The sequence below is a fragment of the Pseudomonas sp. 10(2024) genome (assembly GCF_045164175.1).
GTDB lineage: Bacteria > Pseudomonadota > Gammaproteobacteria > Pseudomonadales > Pseudomonadaceae > Aquipseudomonas > Aquipseudomonas alloputida.
In genome coordinates this window covers 963,301-984,422 of record NZ_CP174006.1, presented here as the reverse complement: position 1 = coordinate 984,422, position 21,122 = coordinate 963,301, and the positions used below count along the sequence as shown (strand labels likewise).

Annotated in this window: 17 protein-coding genes; 2 read left to right on the top strand and 15 right to left on the bottom strand. The window is 61.2% G+C overall.

What is annotated here, in order from left to right; translation table 11 throughout:
• Positions 1-221: 221 nt before the first annotated feature.
• Together ACI7M0_RS04395 and ACI7M0_RS04390 are read left to right on the top strand one after the other, a co-directional pair.
• Positions 222-2,465: a TonB-dependent siderophore receptor gene (locus tag ACI7M0_RS04395; RefSeq protein ID WP_129932960.1), complete on the top strand. Its 2,244-nt coding sequence runs from the start codon at positions 222-224 to the stop codon at positions 2,463-2,465.
• Positions 2,466-2,567: 102 nt separating this feature from the next.
• Positions 2,568-5,120: a sulfite reductase flavoprotein subunit alpha gene (locus ACI7M0_RS04390; RefSeq protein WP_129932961.1), complete on the top strand. Its 2,553-nt coding sequence runs from the start codon at positions 2,568-2,570 to the stop codon at positions 5,118-5,120.
• A gap of 169 nt (positions 5,121-5,289) precedes the next feature.
• Here the strand turns inward: ACI7M0_RS04390 and ACI7M0_RS04385 are convergent.
• The 15 genes from ACI7M0_RS04385 to hscA form a co-directional block, all read right to left on the bottom strand.
• Positions 5,290-6,659, bottom strand: a protein-coding gene (locus tag ACI7M0_RS04385) for an IS3 family transposase (protein ID WP_256658304.1) whose coding sequence is annotated in 2 segments (ribosomal slippage) — positions 5,290-6,177 and positions 6,180-6,659 — 1,368 coding nt in all. Because the reading frame shifts where the segments join, the coding sequence is not laid out codon by codon here.
• Positions 6,660-7,289: 630 nt separating this feature from the next.
• The gene (locus ACI7M0_RS04380) at positions 7,290-8,081 is read right to left on the bottom strand and encodes an amidohydrolase (protein ID WP_012051253.1); all 792 of its coding nucleotides are present in this window, start codon (positions 8,079-8,081) and stop codon (positions 7,290-7,292) included.
• Positions 8,069-9,217: a pyridoxal phosphate-dependent aminotransferase gene (locus ACI7M0_RS04375; protein ID WP_129932841.1), complete on the bottom strand. Its 1,149-nt coding sequence runs from the start codon at positions 9,215-9,217 to the stop codon at positions 8,069-8,071. Before ACI7M0_RS04375 ends, ACI7M0_RS04380 begins: the two co-directional genes overlap by 13 nt.
• Positions 9,218-9,368: 151 nt before the next feature.
• Positions 9,369-10,832: a ribosome biogenesis GTPase Der gene (der, locus tag ACI7M0_RS04370; RefSeq protein WP_010952071.1), complete on the bottom strand. Its 1,464-nt coding sequence runs from the start codon at positions 10,830-10,832 to the stop codon at positions 9,369-9,371.
• A 116-nt stretch (positions 10,833-10,948) separates the two neighbouring features.
• Positions 10,949-12,091: an outer membrane protein assembly factor BamB gene (gene bamB / locus ACI7M0_RS04365; RefSeq protein ID WP_003248513.1), complete on the bottom strand. Its 1,143-nt coding sequence runs from the start codon at positions 12,089-12,091 to the stop codon at positions 10,949-10,951.
• Positions 12,092-12,733 carry a tetratricopeptide repeat protein gene (locus ACI7M0_RS04360; RefSeq protein WP_104960822.1) on the bottom strand — a complete coding sequence of 214 codons (642 nt, stop codon included), beginning with the start codon at positions 12,731-12,733 and terminating at the stop codon, positions 12,092-12,094. It lies immediately after the preceding gene.
• A 39-nt stretch (positions 12,734-12,772) separates the two neighbouring features.
• Complete coding sequence (gene hisS, locus ACI7M0_RS04355; protein ID WP_003248516.1) at positions 12,773-14,062, bottom strand: histidine--tRNA ligase; 1,290 nt, start codon at positions 14,060-14,062, stop codon at positions 12,773-12,775.
• 25 nt (positions 14,063-14,087) lie between these two features.
• On the bottom strand, positions 14,088-15,197 hold the full coding sequence (gene ispG / locus ACI7M0_RS04350; RefSeq protein WP_020192656.1) for a flavodoxin-dependent (E)-4-hydroxy-3-methylbut-2-enyl-diphosphate synthase: 1,110 nt from the start codon (positions 15,195-15,197) through the stop codon (positions 14,088-14,090).
• Between the two features lie 3 nt (positions 15,198-15,200).
• The gene (locus ACI7M0_RS04345; protein ID WP_129932840.1) at positions 15,201-16,223 is read right to left on the bottom strand and encodes a RodZ domain-containing protein; all 1,023 of its coding nucleotides are present in this window, start codon (positions 16,221-16,223) and stop codon (positions 15,201-15,203) included.
• Entirely contained in the window at positions 16,220-16,981 is a 762-nt protein-coding gene (gene pilW, locus ACI7M0_RS04340; RefSeq protein ID WP_020193002.1) for a type IV pilus biogenesis/stability protein PilW, read from the bottom strand. The genes ACI7M0_RS04345 and pilW overlap by 4 nt, the downstream gene beginning before the upstream one ends.
• A 14-nt stretch (positions 16,982-16,995) precedes the next feature.
• Positions 16,996-18,141: a 23S rRNA (adenine(2503)-C(2))-methyltransferase RlmN gene (gene rlmN, locus ACI7M0_RS04335; protein ID WP_003248524.1), complete on the bottom strand. Its 1,146-nt coding sequence runs from the start codon at positions 18,139-18,141 to the stop codon at positions 16,996-16,998.
• A gap of 28 nt (positions 18,142-18,169) precedes the next feature.
• The gene (ndk, locus tag ACI7M0_RS04330; RefSeq protein ID WP_003248526.1) at positions 18,170-18,595 is read right to left on the bottom strand and encodes a nucleoside-diphosphate kinase; all 426 of its coding nucleotides are present in this window, start codon (positions 18,593-18,595) and stop codon (positions 18,170-18,172) included.
• 88 nt (positions 18,596-18,683) lie between these two features.
• Entirely contained in the window at positions 18,684-18,884 is a 201-nt protein-coding gene (iscX, locus tag ACI7M0_RS04325; protein WP_064492821.1) for a Fe-S cluster assembly protein IscX, read from the bottom strand.
• 10 nt (positions 18,885-18,894) lie between these two features.
• On the bottom strand, positions 18,895-19,236 hold the full coding sequence (gene fdx, locus ACI7M0_RS04320; RefSeq protein ID WP_003248531.1) for an ISC system 2Fe-2S type ferredoxin: 342 nt from the start codon (positions 19,234-19,236) through the stop codon (positions 18,895-18,897).
• Between the two features lie 3 nt (positions 19,237-19,239).
• The gene (gene hscA, locus ACI7M0_RS04315) at positions 19,240-21,102 is read right to left on the bottom strand and encodes a Fe-S protein assembly chaperone HscA (protein WP_064492819.1); all 1,863 of its coding nucleotides are present in this window, start codon (positions 21,100-21,102) and stop codon (positions 19,240-19,242) included.
• Between the last annotated feature and the right edge of the window lie 20 nt (positions 21,103-21,122).

Here is a 21,122-nt window from a genome sequence, read left to right as displayed (position 1 = left end):
GGCAACAGCACCGTTAGGAAATGTAAAGGCGCAATGATATTGATTCACTTTTACGCTACACAAGCCCCATTCGCCGCTTAAGACGTTTCAGCGGCATGAAACCGTAAAGACAAATTGTAAAGATTGTAAATTCTTCACGAATGGTAACGACTCTCAATTGTTAGTCAAAATTGCTTACATTAAGATCCACCGCCTCGAAACCTTGGGGAAGGTCCTTACCAATGCGTCACTACGTGCCATCTGCTGTGAGCTCACAACGCCTGCTTGCGTCCGCCATCGGCGTTGCCATCTCTGCTGCATCGACTGCTCAGCTTGCATGTGCAGATGATCAGGCTGCTGATTCTGTCATTTCACTCGACGCGACCAGCGTCAACGCTGCACAAGATGTCACCAGCTACAAGACGGACACCGCCAGCTCGAAGAAGTACACCGCCCCGCTGCGTGAAACACCGAAGAGTGTCACGGTGATCCCTCAGCAAGTCATTCATGACACAGGTGCGACTTCCTTGGTAGACGCCTTGCGCACAACCCCAGGCATCACTTTTGGCGCAGGAGAAGGCGGCAATCCAGCGGGTGACCGCCCTATCATTCGCGGCTTCAACGCCGAAAGTGACGTATTTGTCGATGGCATGCGCGATGTCGCATCCCAAAGCAGGGAGATCTTCAACGTCGAGTCCATTGAGGTCGCAAAAGGCCCTGGCTCCGCTTTTACCGGTGCTGGCTCGACGGGCGGGAGCCTCAACCTGGTCACCAAGACCGCAAAACTTGGCGATAGCTACAACGGTGGGTTCACTTGGGGTTCAGACCAGACCAAACGCACCACCCTGGACTTGAACAAGCAACTGACCGACACCTCTGCCTTTCGCTTGAACCTGATGAAGCACGAAGCCAACGTCGCCGGTCGTGACGATGTGGATGTGAGCCGTTGGGGGGTGGCACCGTCGTTCGCTTTTGGCTTGGGCACCGATACACGGGTCACAGTGGGTTACTACCACCTGAAAACCGACGACATGCCTGACTATGGCATCCCGCTGAATAGCAGCGCCACGCGCAGCAAATACGATGTAGATGGCCCGGCTCACGTTGACCGCGACAACTTCTACGGTTTGAACAGCCGCGACTATCGTAAGACCAGCAACGACAGCGGCACGATCCGTATCGAACATGACCTGAACGACAACCTGACTCTGTCCAACAGCTTCCGCATGTCGCGCTCGACCCTTGACTACATCGTGACCAACCCGGATGACAGTAAAGGTAACGTCGCCAACGGTACGGTCTATCGCGCCACCAAGAACCGCAACTCGACCTCCAAAGGCTGGGTGAACCAGACCGACCTGAGTGCAAAGTTCAATACCGGCTTCATCGAGCATAGCCTGGTGACAGGTCTGGAGTTCACCTACAGCGACACGCACAACCGCGGGTATGTCATTACCTCGGCAGCTGGCACAGGCACTGTTTGCACCCCCGCCTTGCTGGCTTCGGGCGACTGCACCAGCCTCTACGACCCATCCCCGGATGACGGCTGGTCTGGCACGATTACCGACAGCCAAGCCTTCACCGATACGGATACGAAAACCAGCGCTGCCTACGTATTTGACACACTGACTTTCAACGAACAGTGGTCGCTGAACCTTGGCCTGCGTTACGACGATTACCAGACCAAATCAAGCGGATACAGCACAGGTGGTCGTGGCTCGGTGGCGGGGGACTTCTCTCGCGAAAACAACGCGCATCTGTGGAACTACCAAGTTGGCGTAGTCTACAAGCCGTTGCCCAACGGCAGTATTTACGCTGCATGGTCGACCTCCAGCAACCCGTCGGGCGAAACCAGCGGCAATGGCGGCCTGGAGCTGGCGGCCAACAACAGCAACCTCGATCCAGAACGTAACCGCAACTACGAAATCGGCACGAAGTGGGACTTCTTCGACGACAACCTATCGTTGACCGCAGCCTTGTTCCGTACCGATAAAACCAACGCACGCGTCACCGATCCAGACAACGCCACTTATCAGGTGCTCGATGGCGAGCAACGGGTCCAGGGTGTGGAGCTGACCTACTCGGGTAATCTGACCAGCAAGTGGAAGGTCTATGGTGGCTACACCTATATGGAAAGCGAGATCGTGAAAACCTCTACTGCAGCGAACGAAGGCAACCACATGCCTAGCACGCCGCGTAACAACTTCACGTTCTGGTCGACCTACGACATCATTCCGCAACTGACCGTCGGTGCTGGCGCGACTTTTGTCGACTCGCGCTTCGGTGACGAAGCCAACTCTGTCGAGGTGCCTTCCTACTGGCGCTATGACGCCATGGCTACCTATCGCCTGACGAAGAATGTCGACTTGCAGCTGAATGTGCAAAACCTGACCGACAAGCGTTACTTCGATCAAGTATTCGCTACGCATTACGCTCACGTAGCGCCTGGTCGAACTGCACTCATGAGTGCCAACTTCCACTTCTAATCAAGTCACCCCGAGCCCCGTTCATTCCCGTGAGCGGGGCTTTTGCGTATCAAGGCATAATGCACGCCGCGCTGGTCGCGGTAGCAACTCAAGGTGAGAAACGTGGTGAAGAAGACGCTGTTCCAATTGCACTGGTTCTTTGGCATCACCGCTGGCCTGGTGCTGGCCTTGATGGGCATTACCGGGGCGCTGTACTCGTTCCAGGAAGAACTGCTGCGCGCATTCAATGCCGATGTACTCAAGGTAGAAGTACGCGCCGAAGGTGTGCTACCGCCGGCCGAGCTGGTTAAGCGGGTCGAAGCCCAGCAACACGACAAAGTCTCGATGCTGTGGGTCGACGTGCGCGAAGGCAACGCTGCACGGATCTTCTTCATGCCCGCACCGGGCGAACGCCGTGGCGAGCTGCGCTATGCCGACCCGTACACCGGCGAACTCAAAGGTGAAGCGGCCGGGCAAGGCTTCTTCAACCTCATGCTCAAGCTGCACCGTTTCCTCGCCATGGGCGATACTGGCCGGCAAATCACCGGGGCCTGCACCCTGATGCTGGTGTTCTTCTGCCTGTCCGGCCTGTACCTGCGCTGGCCGCGCAAAGCGCTGGACTGGCGCACCTGGCTGACCTTCGACTGGGCCAAGAAAGGCCGCGCCTTCAACTGGGACCTGCACGCCGTTGCCGGCACCTGGTGCCTGCTGTTCTATCTTCTGTTCGCCCTGACCGGGCTGTTCTGGTCCTATGAGTGGTACCGCGAAGGCCTGAACAAGCTGCTGGCCGACGCGCCGGCTGCGGGCCAGCAGCAAAAACGGGGTGAAGGCCGTGGCCGGCACGGGCCGCAAAAAGTCGACAAGAATGCGCCGCCGCTGGTGGTGGACTACGACGCCATCTGGGCCAACCTCAAGGACGCCGCAGGCCCAGGCCTGTCCACCTACAACCTGCGCCTGCCGCCCGCTGGTGGTCAGCCGGCCAACCTGTTCTACCTGCTCGACAACGCTGCGCACCCGCGTGCCTTCAATACTCTGGTGCTGGACCCGGCCACTGGCCAGGTTAAAAAGCACGACCGCTACACCGACAAATCCTTCAAGGCGCAGCTACTGCAGAGTGTTTACGCCTTGCACGTCGGCGAATACTTCGGCTTGCCGGGGCGCATCATCGTCACCATCGCCAGTCTCACCATGCCGTTGTTCTTCGTCACCGGCTGGCTGCTGTACCTCGACCGCCGCCGCAAGAAACGTCAGGTGCGCGCAGCCCGTGGCAACGTCGCCAACAGCGGCAATGGCGACGGCTGGCTGATCGGCTTTGCCAGCCAGAGTGGCTTTGCCGAACAGTTGGCCTGGCAGAGCGCCGAGCAGCTGCAGGCAGCTGGCCAGCCCGTTCAGGTGCGCGCCCTTGCCGAGCTGGGTGAAAACGACTTGCGCCAGGCCCATCGCGCGCTCTTCGTGGTGAGTACCTTCGGCGACGGCGAAGCGCCCGACAGCGCTCGCGCCTTCGAGCGCAAGGTACTCGGCCAGCCTTGGGCACTCAACAACCTCAACTATGCCCTGCTTGCCCTCGGTGATCGTCAGTACCCGCACTTCTGCGGTTTCGCTCGTCGCCTTCAGGCATGGCTGGGAGAGCGCGGTGCCAGCAGTGCATTCAGCCCGGTGGAAGTGGACAACGCCGACCAGGCCGCCCTGCAGCAATGGCAGCAGGAGCTGGCGCAACTGACCGGTGTCCAGCCGGTGGCCGCCTGGCAGCCGCCAACCTTTGCCAACTGGTCGCTGGTGCGCCGCGAACTGCTCAACCCCGGCAGCCAAGGCCAACCGGTGTACCTGCTTGGCCTGCAGGCTGCAGAACCTGCAAGCTGGGAAGCCGGCGATCTGGTAGAGGTACTGCCGCTGAATGGGCAGCCACGGATCGACGCGTTCCTCAAGGGCATGGCACTGGACGCCAGCAGCCAGGTGCAGGTGAATGGCCTGAGCGAAACCCTTGCCCAGGCACTCGCTGGCCGCCAACTGCCGACGCGCCGCGACCACCTGATCGGCTTGCAGCCACAAGCGCTGGTCGATGCACTGGCGCCAATCGGCAGCCGCGAATACTCCATCGCCTCGATCGCCAGCGATGGTGTGCTGGAGCTGATCGTGCGCCAGGAACGCCACCCAGACGGCAGCCTTGGCTTGGGCTCTGGCTGGCTGACTGAATACCTGCCAATGAATGGCACCCTGAGCCTGCGCCTGCGGCGTAACAGTGGCTTCCATCTGCCTGAGGCTGCTGCGCCGATGATCCTGATCGGCAACGGCACTGGCCTGGCGGGCCTTCGCAGCCTGTTGCGCGCCCGGGTCAATGCCGGTGAGCAGCGCAACTGGCTGTTGTTCGGCGAGCGTAATCGGGCGCATGACTTGCTGTGTGGCGATGAGCTGCACGCTTGGCTGGACAACGGCGACCTGGCACGGCTGGACCTGGCGTTCTCACGCGATCAAGCCGAGAAGGTGTATGTGCAGGACGTGATGCTGGAGCAGGCCGAGGACTTCAAGCGCTGGGTGGCCGACGGGGCTTGCGTGTATGTCTGCGGCAGCCTGCAAGGCATGGCAGCGGGGGTGGATGCGGCGCTCAAAGGCATGCTGGGTGAAGCTGCTGTACAGCAGTTGATCGAGGATGGGCGGTATCGGCGAGATGTGTATTGATCGGTGTGTAGGAGCGGGTTTACCCGCGAATACGGTGGCGGCGGCAACGGTGAACGGCCGGTGGAAATTGGCCAGCAGGGCCGGCCTCTTCGCGGGTAAACCCGCTCCTACAACGGCCTGTGACCAACCGCCGATGCTGGACTGCGCCCCAAATGTTGGATACTCGGCGTTAGCCTATCTCAGCCTGAACCCTGTAGGCCACAGGGCTCAGGCCGTTCAGTTTCATTTTTATCCGGTCATGGTTGTAGTAGTGGATGTATTCATCCAGGCCCGCCTTAAGCTCTGCAACATTCTCGAAGCGTTCGCGGTAGAAGTATTCCGACTTGAGCGTCCCAAAAAAGCTCTCCATCGCAGCGTTGTCTAGGCAATTGCCCTTACGTGACATGCTTTGCTCAAGACCTGCCTCTTTCAACCGTTTGCAGTAGTCGGGATACCGGTAGTGCCAGCCTTGATCTGAGTGCAGAAGCGGATTGCTACCCGCTGGAAGTCGATTAATCGCCGCCTCCAGCATCTCACCTACCAGTGTGAAGCGTGGCCGGGTGGCGGTGTGGTACGCAACGATCTCACCGTTGTACAGGTCCATCACCGGCGAGAGGTAGAGCTTTTCCCCAGCCACTTTGAACTCGGTGACGTCCGTCACCCATTTCTGGTTGGGCTGTTCGGCTTTGAAATCGCGCTTGAGGATGTTCGGTGCTGCTTCACCCATTAGTCCCCGATAAGATTTGTACTTCTTGAGGCGTACGGTGCATTTGAGGTCCAGCTCAACCATTAGGCGGCGTACTTTTTTACTGTTAACCATTTGTCCTTCGCTGCGTAGCGTAGAGGTGATCCGACGATAACCATAACGGCCTCGGTGCCGGTGGCTGATCTCCTGGATTGCCGCCTTGAGCGAGGCACACTGATCCCCGGCCGCGAGCACGCCAAGCTGGTAGTAGTAAGTACTGCGGGGCAGGCCAGCCACCTTGAGCAGTCGGGTAAGCGAGTAGCGCTTACGCAGCGCCGCCACTAGCCGGGTTTTTTCCTGGCTATCTTCAGCCTCGCCTTCTCCTCGTCTAACTCCTCGAGCTTTTTTAGGTAAGCGTTCTCCACTTCAAGCATGGCCAACCTCTCGAGCAACTCCGCGCGGGTGAGTTCCTCAATGGGCTTGGAAGCAGTTTCTACAGGCTTGCGTGGAGCTTTGCGCATCGCGGTAACCAGCATCTCTTTACGGTTGGACAGGGACTGACTCCCGCCACTGTAATACTGTTCTTGCCACCTGCGAACCAGTGTCGAGTTGCCGAGATTAAAAAGTGCTGCCGTGGCCCGTAACGAGAGGTTGTCGCGCAGCTTGCGGTGGATAACGCCGAGTTTGAATTCGACGCTGTAGTGGCCGCCTGGTTTGTTAAGACTGGCCTCACCGTGCACGCGATAGGCCTCGACCCAGCGGCGAAGCAGGGTCGGATCGATCTGGAACTGCGCGGCGATATGGCGAAAGCCCCGCCCGCGATCAAGAAACGCTTGGATAGCAGACAGCTTGAACTGCTTTGAATATTTGCTCATAAAAACCCCAGAAGATGGACGGATGTCCAACATCTGGGGTGCAGTCCAGATCTGCGTAGGAGCGGGTTTACCCGCGAATACGGGAGCGGCGGCAACCGTGAACGGCAGGTGGAGATTGGCCAGCAGGGCCGGCCCTTTCGCGGGTGAACCCGCTCCTACAACGGCCTGGGACCAACCGCCGATGCGTGTGTAGGCGCGGGTTTACCCGCAAATACGGTGGCGGCGGCAACGGTGAACGGCGGATGGAAATTGGTCAGCAGGGCCGGCCCTTTCGCGGGTGAACCCGCTCCTACAACGGCCTGTGACCAACCGCCGATGCGTGTGTGGGAGCGGGTTTACCCGCGAATACGGTGGCGGCGGCAACGGTGAGCGGCAGATGGAAATTGGCCAGCAGGGCCAGCCCTTTCGCGGGTGAACCCGCTCCTACAACGGCCTGTGACCAACCGCCGATGCGTGTGTAGGAGCGGGTTTACCCGCAAATACGGTGGCGGCGGCAACGGTGAACGGCGGATGGAAATTGGTCAGCAGGGCCGGCCCTTTCGCGGGTGAACCCGCTCCTACAACGGCCTGTGACCAACCGCCGATGCGTGTGTAGGAGCGGGTTTACCCGCGAAAGGGCCGGGCCTGTTGTCAGTGCAACTCGAAGGTATCGGCATCCAGATTGGCCGGGAACTTGGCCCGGTACGCCGCCAGTTCCGCCGCGCTCAGTACTGCAGTGAACACACCGTCCGCCTCCCCGGCACTGAGCAGGCTCTCGCCCTGGAAATCCAGCACCTGGCTGTCACCAGAGTAAGCAAAGCCTTTACCGTCCGTGCCCACCCGGTTCACCGCCGCCACATAGCACAGGTTCTCGATCCCCCGCGCCGGTAGCAGGCGGTTCCAGTGCTGGCGACGCGCGGCCGGCCAGTTGGCGGTGTACAGCAGTAGGTCAGTGTCCTGGGCGTCACGGCTCCACACCGGGAAGCGCAGGTCGTAGCAGATCAGCGGGCGAATGCGCCAGCCCTTGAGCTCGAACTGCACCTGCCGCTCGCCTGGGGTGTAATGTTTGTGCTCACCGGCCATGCGGAACAGGTGGCGCTTGTCGTAGTGCAGAATCTCGCCGTCCGGCCGCGCCCACAACAGGCGGTTGCGGTGGCTGCCATCGGCGGCCTGGATGATCACACTGCCGGTAATCACCGCATTGTGCTTCTTGGCCTGCGCCTTCAGCCATTTATAGGTCGGACCGTTCTCCGGTTCGCACAGGCTTTCCGATTGCATCGAAAAACCGGTGGTAAACATTTCCGGCAGGATTACCAGGTCAACCTCGCCCACCTGCTCCAGCAGCACCTCGAAGTGCGCGTAGTTGGCCTCACGGTCGTGCCAGGCCAAGGTGGTTTGCACCAGGGCGACTTTCAGGTTCGGCAGTGTACTCAGATCGCGCATAGTCTTTCCGCTGCCTGACGCAGCGTCTCCTCTCGTTTGGCAAAGCACAGGCGTACCAGGCGTTGCTCGGGGATGGGTTGCTGGTAGAACACCGATACCGGGATGGTCGCCACGCCGTGCTCACGCGTCAGCCACAGCGACATGTCGACATCGTTCAGGTCCGGACGGATTTGCGAATAGTCCACCAGCTGGAAATAAGTGCCCGTCGTGCGGGTAAAGTTGAAACGCGAGCCGTCCAGCAAACCGCAGAACAGGTCGCGCTTGGCCTGGTAAAAGGCCGGCAACTCATCAATATGCTCGGGGTGCCCGGCCATGAAGTCGGCCAAGGCACACTGCAGCGGCGTCACGCCACAGAAGTTGACGTACTGGTGCACTTTGCGCAGCTCGGCGCTCAAGGCTGGTGGTGCGATCACGTAACCGGTCTTCCAGCCGGTAACGTGGTACGTCTTGCCGAAGGAACTGACCACGAAGGCACGTGAGTACAACTGCTCATGGGCCAGCACACTGGCGTGGCGTACGCCGTCGTAGACCAGGTGTTCGTACACTTCATCGCTGACCAGGTAGATATCGCGGTCGGCAATAAGTGCGGCCAACTGGTCGAGGTCTTCGCGGGTGATCAGCGCGCCGCTGGGGTTGTGTGGCGAGTTGAGGATGACCATGCGCGTGCGCGGGCTCAATGCATCGCTGAATTTCTGCCAGTCGATACGGAAATCGCCGTCGCTCAACTGCACATGTACACAGCGACCACCGGCCAGCTCCACGGACGGCTCGTAACTATCGTAGCAGGGGTCGAAGACGATCACTTCGTCACCGGCATGCACCACCGCCTGGATGGCACAGAAAATAGCCTCGGTGGCGCCGGGGGTGATAGTCACTTCCTGATCGGCATCCACCCTGGCCCCATACAGCCGCTCGACCTTGGCCACCACCTGCTGGCGCAAGGCCGGCAGGCCGGTCATGGGCGAATACTGGTTATGCCCGGCAGCCACGTGCCGGCCCACTGCATCGAGCAGGGCCTGCGGGCCATTGAAGTCAGGAAAGCCCTGGGACAGGTTGAGCGCGCCAGTCTGCACGGCGAGCTGGGACATGGTGGTGAAGATGGTCGTGCCGACATTCGGCAGTTTGCTGCGGATCATGGAGCCCTCTTTCCTGGGGTACATCCGGCACGGGGTGGAGTCCGAGCATAGCGGATCGAGCGGTCAGGAAAAAGGTTGAAACAATAGGGGGATTGCTCTGGATCAAAGGGCCTCTGTGGGGGCAGCCTTGCCCGCCCCCACATGGCGCTGCTTAGCGTTTGTCGCGACGCTTCTTCTCGGCCTTCTTGTGGTGCGACATCAGGCGGCGCTTCTTGTTGACCTGGCGATCGGTAAGGGTGTTCTTCTTACCCTCGTACGGGTTCTCACCCCCCTTGTACTCGATACGGATCGGCGTACCGACCAGCTTGAGCACCCGGCGATAGGTGTTTTCCAGGTAACGCGAGTACGACTTGGGAATGCTGTCGGTCTGGTTGCCGTGGATCACGATCAGTGGCGGGTTGGCACCGCCAAGGTGGGCATAGCGCAGCTTGATGCGGCGACCGTTGACCATCGGCGGCTGGTGCTCGCTCACGGCATCTTCGAGGATCTGCGTCAGGCGGCTGGTCGGCCAGCGGGTGACCGCGGACTGGAACGCAGCCTGTACCGACTTGTACAAGTTGCCCACGCCCGTGCCATGCAGCGCGGAAATGAAGTGGATGTCGGCAAAGTCGACGAAGAACAGCCGGCGCTCCAGCTCGGTCTTCACGTAGGCGCGCTCACCCGGCTCCATGCCATCCCACTTGTTCAGGGCAATGACGATGGCGCGACCGGCTTCAAGGGCGAAGCCAAGCAGGTTCAGGTCATGGTCGACCACACCTTCGCGGGCATCCATGACGAAGATGACGACGTTGGCATCCTTGATCGCCTGCAGCGTCTTCACCACCGAGAACTTCTCGACTTCCTCGTGGATCTTGCCACGCTTGCGCACACCGGCGGTGTCGATGAAGGTGTACTTCTCGCCATCGCGCTCGAACGGGATGTAGATACTGTCACGGGTGGTGCCCGGCTCGTCGTAGACCACCACACGCTCTTCGCCGAGCATGCGGTTGACCAGCGTCGACTTGCCAACGTTCGGGCGGCCGATGATCGCGATCTTGATGCCATCCTTCTCGCTTGGGCCAGGAATGCGCACGGCTTCCTCACCTTCAGCGACGTCCTGTTCGAGGGCTTCTTCTTCGGCATCACGCGGCAGGTGACCGAGCACGGCCTCCATCAAGGCGTTGATACCACGGCCCTGGGAGCCCGCCACCGGAATGGCGTTGCCCATGCCCATTGGCGAGAATTCGGCGCGGGCAACGTCGGGGTCGATGTTGTCGATCTTGTTGGCAACCAGGATCGCCGCCTTGTTCCGCTTGCGCAGGTGCTCGGCGATCATCTGGTCTGCTGCAGTCATGCCCGCACGGGCATCAACCAGGAACAGCACATAGTCGGCTTCTTCAATGGCCATGAGCGACTGCTCGGCCATTTTCTCGTCCATGCCCACTTCGTCACCGGTGATACCACCGGTGTCGATCAGGATGAAGGAACGACCCTGCCAGCTGGCATCACCATACTGGCGGTCACGGGTCAGGCCCGACAGGTCACCGACGATGGCATCGCGGGTCTTGGTCAGGCGGTTGAACATGGTGGATTTGCCGACGTTCGGGCGGCCCACCAGGGCAATTACGGGAACCATCGGCTCTCCACTCTCGAATTCTTGAAAATGCAAAGGCCGCTGCAAGGCAGCGGCCGGAGTTTGGGCGGCGTGTCCTACGCCGCGGCTTGAAGCCCGCCAAGGCTTCAAGCATAGCTTCAGCGGATGGTCAGTGCCTCGAGCTTGCCGCTGTTGCCGAAGACATAGATGGTGTCGCCGACCACAAGTGGGCGGGCGCGCAGGCCATCGCTGTCGATACGCTCACGGCCGACGAAGCGGCCATCCACCTGGCTCAGCAGGTGCAGGTAACCTTCAAAGTCACCCACAGCCACGTAGCTGCTGAACACTTCAGGGGCGGTCAACTGGCGGCGAGCCATGCTGTCGTTGCTCCACAGGGCACTGGAAGAGCGCTCATCCACACCTTCCACGGTACCCGAGGCTTCGCTGACGTAGACGTTACCGAAGCCCTGAGCGACACCCACATAGCTGGAAGCATCGCGCTGCCACAGCTCGCGGCCGCTTTCCAGGTCCAGGCCCGCTACACGGCCCTGGTAGGTGCTGACGTACAGGGTACCACCAGACAGCAACAAGCCGCCGTCGATATCAACCACACGGTCCAGCTCGGAACGGCCCTTCGGGATGGCCACGCGGCTTTCCCACACCGGCACACCGTTGTTGATGTCAACCGCGACCACTTTGCCGGTGGACAGGCCGGCAACCGCCAGGCGGTTGGTGGCGATCGGCGCACCGGTACCACGCAGCGTCAGCACGGCCGGGGAGTTTTCGTAGATCCAACGGCGGTCGCCAGTGGCGGCATCCAGGCCGATCAGGCGGTCGTCCTGGGTCTGCACCACCACCACGTCACCGTTGTTGGCAGGTGGGGCCAGCACTTCGCTGGTCACGCGCGAGCGCCAACGCTCCTCACCGGTGCTGGAGTCCAGGGCAATGACTTCACCCTTGAGGGTACCGAGCATGACCAGGCCATAGCCTACGCCAACTGCACCGGAAACCTGCAGCTCCAGGTCCTTCTTCCACACCACGTCGCCGGTGATGCGGTCGAGGGCGAAGACTTCGCCGTTGACGTCGGAAGCGTAGATACGGTCGTTCTCGATGGCCGGTACCAGGGTGTTGTAGGTTTCACCCTGGCCGTCACCGATCGAACGGCTCCACTGCTTCTTCAGCACCACTTCCTCGGTGAACTTGGTCAGCTCGGCCGGGGGCAGTTCCTTCTTGCTGTTGCTGCTGCAACCTGCGGCCAGTACGGCCAGGGTCAGCACTGCTGCATGTTTCCAACCGATCACTTACGCGTCCCCTTTAGCCAGGTCATCCAGCTTCAATTGCAGGCCACCGACCGCCGCGTCATCGGACAGCGCAGCCTTGGCTTTTTCGTAAGCGCTGTGCGCGTCGTTGGTGCGACCCAGCTGCACCAGCAGGTCACCCTTCAACTCTTCACGGCTGGCCAGGAAGGCTTTGTCGGCGTCGCCGTCGAGCAGCTTGAGGGCATCCTCGGCCTTGTTCTGGGCTGCCAGTACGCGCGCCAGACGCTGACGCGAAATCTCGCCCAGGGTGACGTCGGCCGGATTGTCCAACACGCTTTTCAGCTCGGCTGCGGCGTCATCGAGCTTGCCGCTGTCGACCGCGACCTTGGCCACGAACAGGCTGCCGTACTGGGCGTAAGCGGTGCCGCCAAACTCGCTCTTGAGCTTGCCGGCCAGTTCCGCGACCTTGGTGGCGTCCGGCTGGCCGGTCGGTGTCAGGCTGGTTTCAATCAACGCCTGATACAACTGCGAGGCACCTTGCGACTGGTTGTTCTGGTACTTGTGCCAGGTATTCCAGCCCAACACCACCACGCCAGCCAGCAATGCACCGGTCAGCAGCGGCTTGCCGTTGCGGCTCCACCAGTCCTTGACGCCTGCCAGGTCATCATCATCGGTACTCGACACCCCAATACTCCTTTTCGCCTATTCGCTTGTTGAACCGCGTTACGCTTGCGCGATCGCGGTTTCCAGGTGCTCTGCAAGAGCATCCCAGGCAATGTTCTGTTGTTCACCCTGGCCACGCAGGGGCTTCAAGCCGATTTCTTGCTTGGCCAGCTCGTCGTCGCCGAGGATCAGGGCGAACAGTGCACCGCTCTTGTCGGCTTTCTTGAACTGGCTCTTGAAGCTGCCACCACCGGCGTTGACGGCCAGGCGCAGGCCCGGCAAGCGGTCGCGCAGGCCTTCGGACAGGCGCAGGCCAGCCAGCTCCGCCTGTTCGCCAAAGGCGCACAGGTAAACGTCGATCTGGCGGCTGATGGACTCCGGCACCTTGCCCAAGGTTTCCAACAGCAGGATCAGGCGCTCGATGCCCATGGCGAAACCAACGCCAGTGGTCGGCTTGCCACCCATCTGTTCGACCAGGCCGTCGTAACGGCCACCCGCGCACACCGTGCCCTGGGCGCCGAGCTTGTCGGTTACCCACTCGAACACGGTCTTGCTGTAATAGTCCAGGCCACGTACCAGCTTGGTGTTGATCACGAACGGAATACCGGCAGCGTCCAGGCGGGCCTTGAGGCCCTCGAAGTGCACGCGCGATTCTTCGTCCAGGTAGTCTTCCAGCTTCGGCGCCCCAACAAGCACCGCCTGGGTGTTCTGATCCTTGCTGTCGAGGATGCGCAGCGGGTTGCTCTTCAGGCGGCGCTGGCTGTCTTCGTCCAGTTGCTCCAGGCGCGCCGAGAGGAACTCGACCAGCGCGTCACGGTAACGTGCGCGGGCTTCACTGGTGCCCAGGCTGTTGAGCTCCAGCTTGACCGCGTCCTGGATGCCCAGCAGGCCCCACAGGCGCCAGGTCAGCATGATCAGCTCGGCATCGATGTCCGGGCCGTCCAGGTTGAACACTTCCACGCCAATCTGGTGGAACTGGCGGTAGCGGCCCTTCTGTGGGCGCTCGTGGCGGAACATCTGGCCGATGTACCACAGCTTCTGCACCTGACCGTTGCCGGTGATGCCGTGCTCGAGCACCGCTCGCACGCAGGCCGCAGTGCCTTCAGGACGCAGGGTCAGCGAATCACCGTTGCGGTCCTCGAAGGTGTACATCTCTTTTTCGACGATGTCGGTCACTTCACCGATCGAGCGCTTGAACAGCTCGGTGAACTCGACGATCGGCGTGCGGATCTGGCTGTACCCGTAGGTGTCCAGCAGCCCGGCCACGGTGCCTTCGAAGTAGCGCCACAGCGGCGACTGTTCTGGCAGGATGTCGTTCATGCCACGGATGGCTTGCAGCGATTTGCTCACGAAAAGTCCTTACGAATTCTGTGTGTCAGCCACGAGCGATCAACGCCGCGTCGGCCTCGGCCTTTTCGGCCGCTTTCTGGCGGATGAGTTTTTCAAGCTCATCGACCAGGTTGTCATTGGTCAGCTTCTGCGCCGGCTTGCCGTCGATGTAGATCAGGTTCGGCGTACCGCCGGTCAGGCCTACATGGGCTTCCTTGGCTTCACCCGGGCCGTTGACCACGCAACCGATCACCGCCACATCCAGCGGCACCAGCAGGTCTTCCAGACGCCCTTCCAGCTCGTTCATGGTCTTGACCACATCGAAATTCTGCCGCGAGCAGCTCGGGCAGGCGATGAAGTTGATGCCACGCGAGCGCAGATGCAGCGACTTGAGGATGTCGTAGCCGACTTTCACTTCTTCGACCGGGTCGGCCGCCAGCGAGATGCGGATGGTATCGCCAATACCTTCGGCCAGCAGCATACCGAGGCCGACGGCGGACTTCACGGTGCCCGAACGCAGGCCACCGGCTTCAGTGATGCCCAGGTGCAGCGGTTGCACGATCTGCTTGGCCAGCAGACGGTAGGCTTCGACAGCCATGAACACGTCCGAGGCCTTGACGCTGACCTTGAAGTCCTGGAAATCCAGGCGATCGAGATGCTCGACGTGGCGCAGGGCCGACTCGACCAGCGCGGCCGGGGTCGGTTCGCCGTACTTCTTCTGCAGGTCTTTTTCCAGCGAACCGGCGTTGACCCCGATTCGAATCGGAATGCCGCGGTCGCGGGCAGCATCGACCACGGCGCGCACGCGGTCTTCACGGCCGATGTTGCCCGGGTTGATCCGCAGGCAATCAACGCCCAGTTCGGCAACACGCAGGGCGATCTTGTAGTCGAAATGGATGTCGGCGACCAGCGGCACGCTGACCTGTTGCTTGATCTTGCCAAACGCTTCGGCCGCGTCCATGTCCGGCACCGAGACCCGCACGATGTCCACGCCGGCATCGACCAGACGCTGGATTTGCGCCACGGTGGCAGCGACATCGTTGGTGTCGGTGTTGGTCATGCTCTGCACCGCGATGGGCGCATCACCACCCACCGGCACATTGCCAACCCAGATTTTGCGGGATTCGCGACGTTTGATCGGAGATTCGCCGTGCATGACTTACTGTCCCAACTTCAGGCGAGCGGTCTCGCCACTGGTGAACGGGGCAACATCGACGGCCTGGCCGTTGTAGCTGACCTGGGCGCCCCGGGCAAAGCCCAGGCGTACCGCGAATGGCGGCTTGCCGGTCAGCTCGAGGTTGTCCCCCTTGCGCTTGATGGCGCTGAACAGCACCTTGCCGTTGCCGTCGCTGACCTGGGTCCAGCAATCGGCGGTGAACTGGATGGCGACCTTGGCGCTGCCTGCTGGCACCGCGGCAGGCTCGGCGGCCGCCACGGCCGGTGCAGGTGCAGGTGCAGGTGCAGCAGTGGCCTGTACCGGAGGAGTAACCGGTGCAGGCGAAGCAGCAGGTGCGGGTTGCACAGGCGCTTGTTGTGCTGGAGCAGGCGCTGTGGCAATGACTGCCTCAGAGGTTACCGGCGCCTGTTCAGCGGCAGCAGGCTGCTCGGCAGCGCCCTGCTCCAGCGCCAGCGGCGCGCTTTCAGGTTGCTGTCCAGCGGAAACGGCCTGGTCTTCAGGCTCATCGAGCGGGTGAATCTGTGTGGTGCCGTCGGCGCTTTCGACCTCGACGTGCTCGAGGGCAATCTTCGCCAGCTCCTTGCCCCGCAGGCTGCCCTGGTCCTGCCACCAGAAAAAGCCACCACCGACCACAGCCACCAGCAACAGCAGGCTGACGCCGCGCAGGATGTTGTGCGACAACCGCACAGGCTCTTCGATACGGCCCAGCGAATGCACGTCGCTGCCTTTGGCGTGGGTACCGGTGTAGCGGTCGAAGGCATCTACCAGGGCGGCCTGGTCGAGGTCCATCAGCTTGGCGTAGGCGCGAATGTAGCCACGAGCGAAAGTATGCCCGGGCAGCTTGTCGAAGGCGCCGGTTTCCACGTGGTTCAACGAACTGACAGTGAGGTTGAGCTTGCGGGCCACCTCGGCTTGAGACCAGTCCCGTTTCTCACGGGCCAGGCGCAAAAGCTCACCGGGGTTCTGGCCAGGCGCTACTGCTACTTCGGGATGCGCGGCGTTCATCGTTGCTCCGACAGGTATTGCTGATATTCCGGCGTACCGGGATAAAGTCGTTGTAATTGCTGGCCCAATTCGGCCAGTGTGCCCTGCTCGTCGAACACCCTGGCAAGGCGGCTGCCCAGCAGCAGGCTACGGGCGTCGTGGTCGCTCAACTGGCTGAAACGATCGTAGTAGTCCCGGGCCGGCACATAATGCCTGTTTTCGTAGGACAACTCAGCCATTTCCAGCAACGCTTTTGGTTGCCGCTGGTTGAGTTGTAACGCTTTCAACAGATACGCGTGCGCCTGATCGCGGCGTTCGAGCTTCAGGGCAGTCAGGCCCAGATTCTCGTACACGCGTGAACGCTCAGGATACAGGGTATCGGCACTGGCCAGGCGAAACATCTGCTTGGCCTCGGCAAATCGCCCCTGAGCATAAAGGAAACTGCCGTAATTGTTGCGAATTCGCGTGTCACCGCGGCTTATCTGCAAGGCCTTGCGAAAATGTGCTTCGGCCAACGCCGGCTCGCCTTGGGCTTGAAACACTACCGCCAGGGCGGCGTGCGCGTCGACATCCTGGTCATCCAGCGCCAGGGCCTTTCCCAGCGGCGCCTTGGCCTGTTCGGTCAAACCTTGTTGCAAATAACCCAAGCCAAGCTGCACATAAGCCCGCCCTGCCTCAACCCTGCCCTGGCGGCTGGCCAAGGGGTCGCTCGCGCCGCCCGACACGCAGCCGGCCAGCAGCGAAAGCGCAAGGATCGACAGCGCGGCACGCAGGCTCATGGGCAAGGTACCTGTCAGTGGCTGGCGGCGCTGTCTGGCAGTTCGACGTCCGCAGAAAGCTGGCGAACAGCGATGTAGCGCTCACTGCGGCGAGTACGGTCATTGACCTGGCCGACCAGCTGGCCACAGGCAGCGTCGATGTCGTCGCCGCGCGTGGTACGGGTGGTGACGTTGAAACCACCGTGGTGCAGCAGGTCCTGGAAGCGACGAATGGCGTTGTTGCTCGGTCGCTCGTAACCCGAATGCGGGAACGGGTTGAACGGGATCAGGTTGATCTTGCAGGGTACATCGCGCAACAGCTCGATCATCTGCGCGGCATGCTCGGGCTGATCGTTGACGTCCTTGAGCAGGGTGTACTCGACGGTGAGCACGCGCTTGCCGCCCAGGGTGGACATGTAGCCCATGCACGATTCCAGCAGCATCTTCAGCGGGTACTTCTTGTTGATCGGTACCAGCTTGTTGCGCAGTTCGTCGTTCGGCGCATGCAGCGACAGGGCCAGCGACACGTCGATGTGCTTGGCGAGTTCGTCGATCATCGGCACCACGCCCGAGGTGGACAAGGTGACACGGCGCTTGGAAATGCCATAGCCAAGGTCATCCATCATGATTTTCATGGCGGCAATGACGTTGTCGAAGTTCAGCAAGGGCTCGCCCATGCCCATCATGACCACGTTGGTAATCGCGCGGTCGACTTTGGCAGGAACGGTCCCGAAGGATTTGTTGGCAAGCCACACCTGGCCGATCACTTCGGCGGCAGTGAGGTTGCTGTTGAAGCCTTGCTTGCCGGTGGAGCAGAAGCTGCAGTCCAGGGCACAGCCGGCTTGCGACGATACGCACAGGGTGCCGCGGTCGTCGGTTGGAATATAGACGGTCTCGACGCAGCTGCCGGAGGCAACGCGGATCACCCATTTACGGGTGCCGTCGGCGGAAATGTCTTCACTGACCACTTCCGGTGGGCGAATTTCGGCAACGGCCTCGAGCTTTTCGCGCAAGACCTTGCCTACGTTGGTCATGGCCGCAAAGTCGGACACGCCAAAATGGTGAATCCATTTCATCACCTGGCCGGCACGGAAGCGCTTCTCCCCAATAGAGTCGAAGAATTGTTCCATTTCCGGCTGGGTCAGACCCAACAGGTTGATTTTGCCAGTAGATGTCGTCATGGATTCACCCTCACCCGTAAGCTTTCGCTTAGCGAGTGGTTACCTCGGTAGCAGCGAAGAAGTAAGCGATTTCGCGAGCAGCAGCAGCTTCGGAGTCCGAACCGTGAACGGCGTTGGCGTCGATCGACTCGGCGAAGTCAGCGCGGATGGTGCCGGCAGCAGCTTCTTTAGGGTTGGTAGCACCCATCAGCTCACGGTTCTTGGCGATGGCGTTCTCGCCTTCCAGAACCTGGACAACGACCGGACCGGAAGTCATGAAGGCAACCAGGTCACCGAAGAAGCCGCGCTCGCTGTGCTCAGCGTAGAAGCCTTCGGCTTCGGCTTTGGACAGTTGCTTCATTTTCGAGGCAACGATTTTCAGGCCGGCTTCTTCGAAGCGAGTGGTGATCTTGCCGATGACGTTTTTGGCAACAGCGTCAGGCTTGATGATGGAGAAAGTACGTTGAACAGCCATGGAAAACTCCAGAATATGAGTGTTACGAAAAATTAAACCCGCGAATTATACGCGGGTTCCGGGGGATTGCCTAACCTGCAAGTGACGCTTAGTCGGCTTCGTCGATCCAGGCGGCCTGGATTGCCTCGAGCACTTTCTCACCGCCGCGTGACGGATCGTCGCTGAACTCTGGCAGTGCCAGCACCCAGCTGTGCAGGTCCACGAAATTCACATAACGAGGATCGACCTCAGGCTTGCTTTCTGCAAGCTGGATTGCGATCTCAAGTACATCAACCCATTTCAGACTCATGTACAGGCCCTCAGTGCGGTGCTTCGGCAGCATGGTTGAGCGAATACTTGGGGATCTCGATGGTCAGGTCTTCGTCAGCGACGAAAACCTGGCAACCCAGGCGCGATTGCGCTTCCAGGCCCCAGGCTTTGTCCAGCATGTCTTCTTCCAGCTCGTCAGCCTCTTCGAGCGAATCGAAGCCCTTGCGCACGATGCAGTGGCAAGTGGTACAGGCCTTGACGCCGCCGCAAGCGCTTTCCATCTCGATGTGATGGTCGTGGGCCAGCTCCAGGATGTTGGTCCCGGGCTTGACCTCCACGGTCAGCCCCTCGGGGCAGAACTTCTCATGCGGCAGGAATGTCACCAGCGGCATCGATTACTCCTCGATCTCATTCAGGTTGCGCCCGGCCAGTGCGGCTTTGACCGTCGAATCAAGGCGACGGGCGGCAAATGCATCGGTCACCTGCGACAGACGCTTGGTCTGTTGCTCGATGGCTGCGCCATCGGTGCCGGCCAGCAAATCACGTAGTTCTTGCATCTGGAATTCGATGGCGTCGCGCTCATCACTGCTGAGCAGGCGATCGCCGTCGGCGTCCAGGGCGCCCTGTACCGCCTCGAGCAGCCGCTCGCCATCTACCTGATGCTCTCGCAGCTGGCGGGCGTGCTTGTCGGAACCGGCGTGTTCGAAGGAGTCCTTGAGCATGCGGGCGATTTCGCCGTCGGTCAGGCCGTAGGACGGCTTGACCTGAATGCTGGCTTCCACGCCCGAACCCAGCTCGCGGGCAGCGACGCTGAGCAGGCCATCGGCATCCACCTGGAAGGTGACGCGGATTTTTGCAGCACCGGCAACCATGGCCGGGATGCCGCGCAGCTCGAAGCGGGCCAGCGAACGGCAGTCGCTGATCAGCTCGCGCTCGCCCTGCAGTACGTGGATCATCATGGCCGACTGGCCATCTTTGTATGTAGTGAACTCCTGAGCGCGCGCCACCGGAATGGTGGTGTTACGCGGGATCACCTTCTCCATCAGCCCGCCCATGGTTTCAAGACCAAGCGACAACGGGATGACATCGAGCAGCAGCAGCTCGCCACCTTCGCGGCGGTTGCCGGCCAGGGTGTCGGCCTGGATGGCGGCACCGATGGCCACCACCTGGTCTGGGTCGATCGAGGTCAGCGGGGTGCGCCCGAACAGCGCGCCCACGGCCTCACGCACACGCGGCACGCGGGTCGAACCACCGACCATGACCACGGCGCTGACTTCTTCCAGTTCAACGCCACTGTCGCGCACGGCGCGGCGGCAGGCCTTCAGGCTGCGGGCAACCAGTGGCTCGATCATGGCTTCGAAGGCGCTGCGGGTCAGCTCACCGTGCCAGGCACCGTGACTGACGTTGACCACATCAGCGTCGGTCAGGGCTTCCTTGGCGGCACAGGCGGTTTGCAACAGCGCGCGCTGGGTAGCCGGGTCCAGATCGGACGACAGGCCAGCCTGCTCGATGATCCAGCCGGCAATAGCATGGTCGAAGTCGTCACCACCCAAGGCGGTATCACCGCCGGTGGCCAGCACTTCGAATACGCCAGCGGTCAGGCGCAGGATGGAAATATCGAAAGTACCGCCGCCCAGATCATAGATGGCCACCACGCCTTCGGCGTTCTGGTCCAGGCCGTAGGCTACGGCGGCCGCAGTCGGTTCGTTGAGCAGGCGCAGCACGTTCAGGCCGGCCAGACGCGCTGCGTCTTTGGTAGCCTGACGTTGGGCGTCATCGAAATAGGCCGGCACGGTGATCACCGCGCCTACCAGCTCGCCACCCAAGGTGGCTTCGGCCCGTTCGCGCAACACCTTCAGGATGTCGGCAGACACTTCCACAGGGCTTTTCGGCCCCTGCACGGTGTCGATGAACGGCATGTGCGATTCACCACCCACAAAGCGGTATGGCAGTTGCTCGCCCAGCTGCTTGACGTCGGCCAGGCCGCGCCCCATCAGGCGCTTGACCGACAGCACGGTGTTCAACGGGTCGCTGGAGGCAGCATCACGCGCGGCCTGCCCCACTTCGTTGCGCCCTTCGAGGTAGCGCACCGCGGACGGCAGAATGACGTTACCCTGCGCGTCGGGCAGGGGCTCGCTACGGCCGCTGCGCAGTGCAGCGACCATTGAGTTGGTGGTACCCAGGTCGATTCCAACCGCCAGGCGGCGCTGGTGCGGCTGAGGGCTTTGACCGGGTTCGGCAATCTGCAGTAGGGCCATGCTTATCTGAATACCTTAGG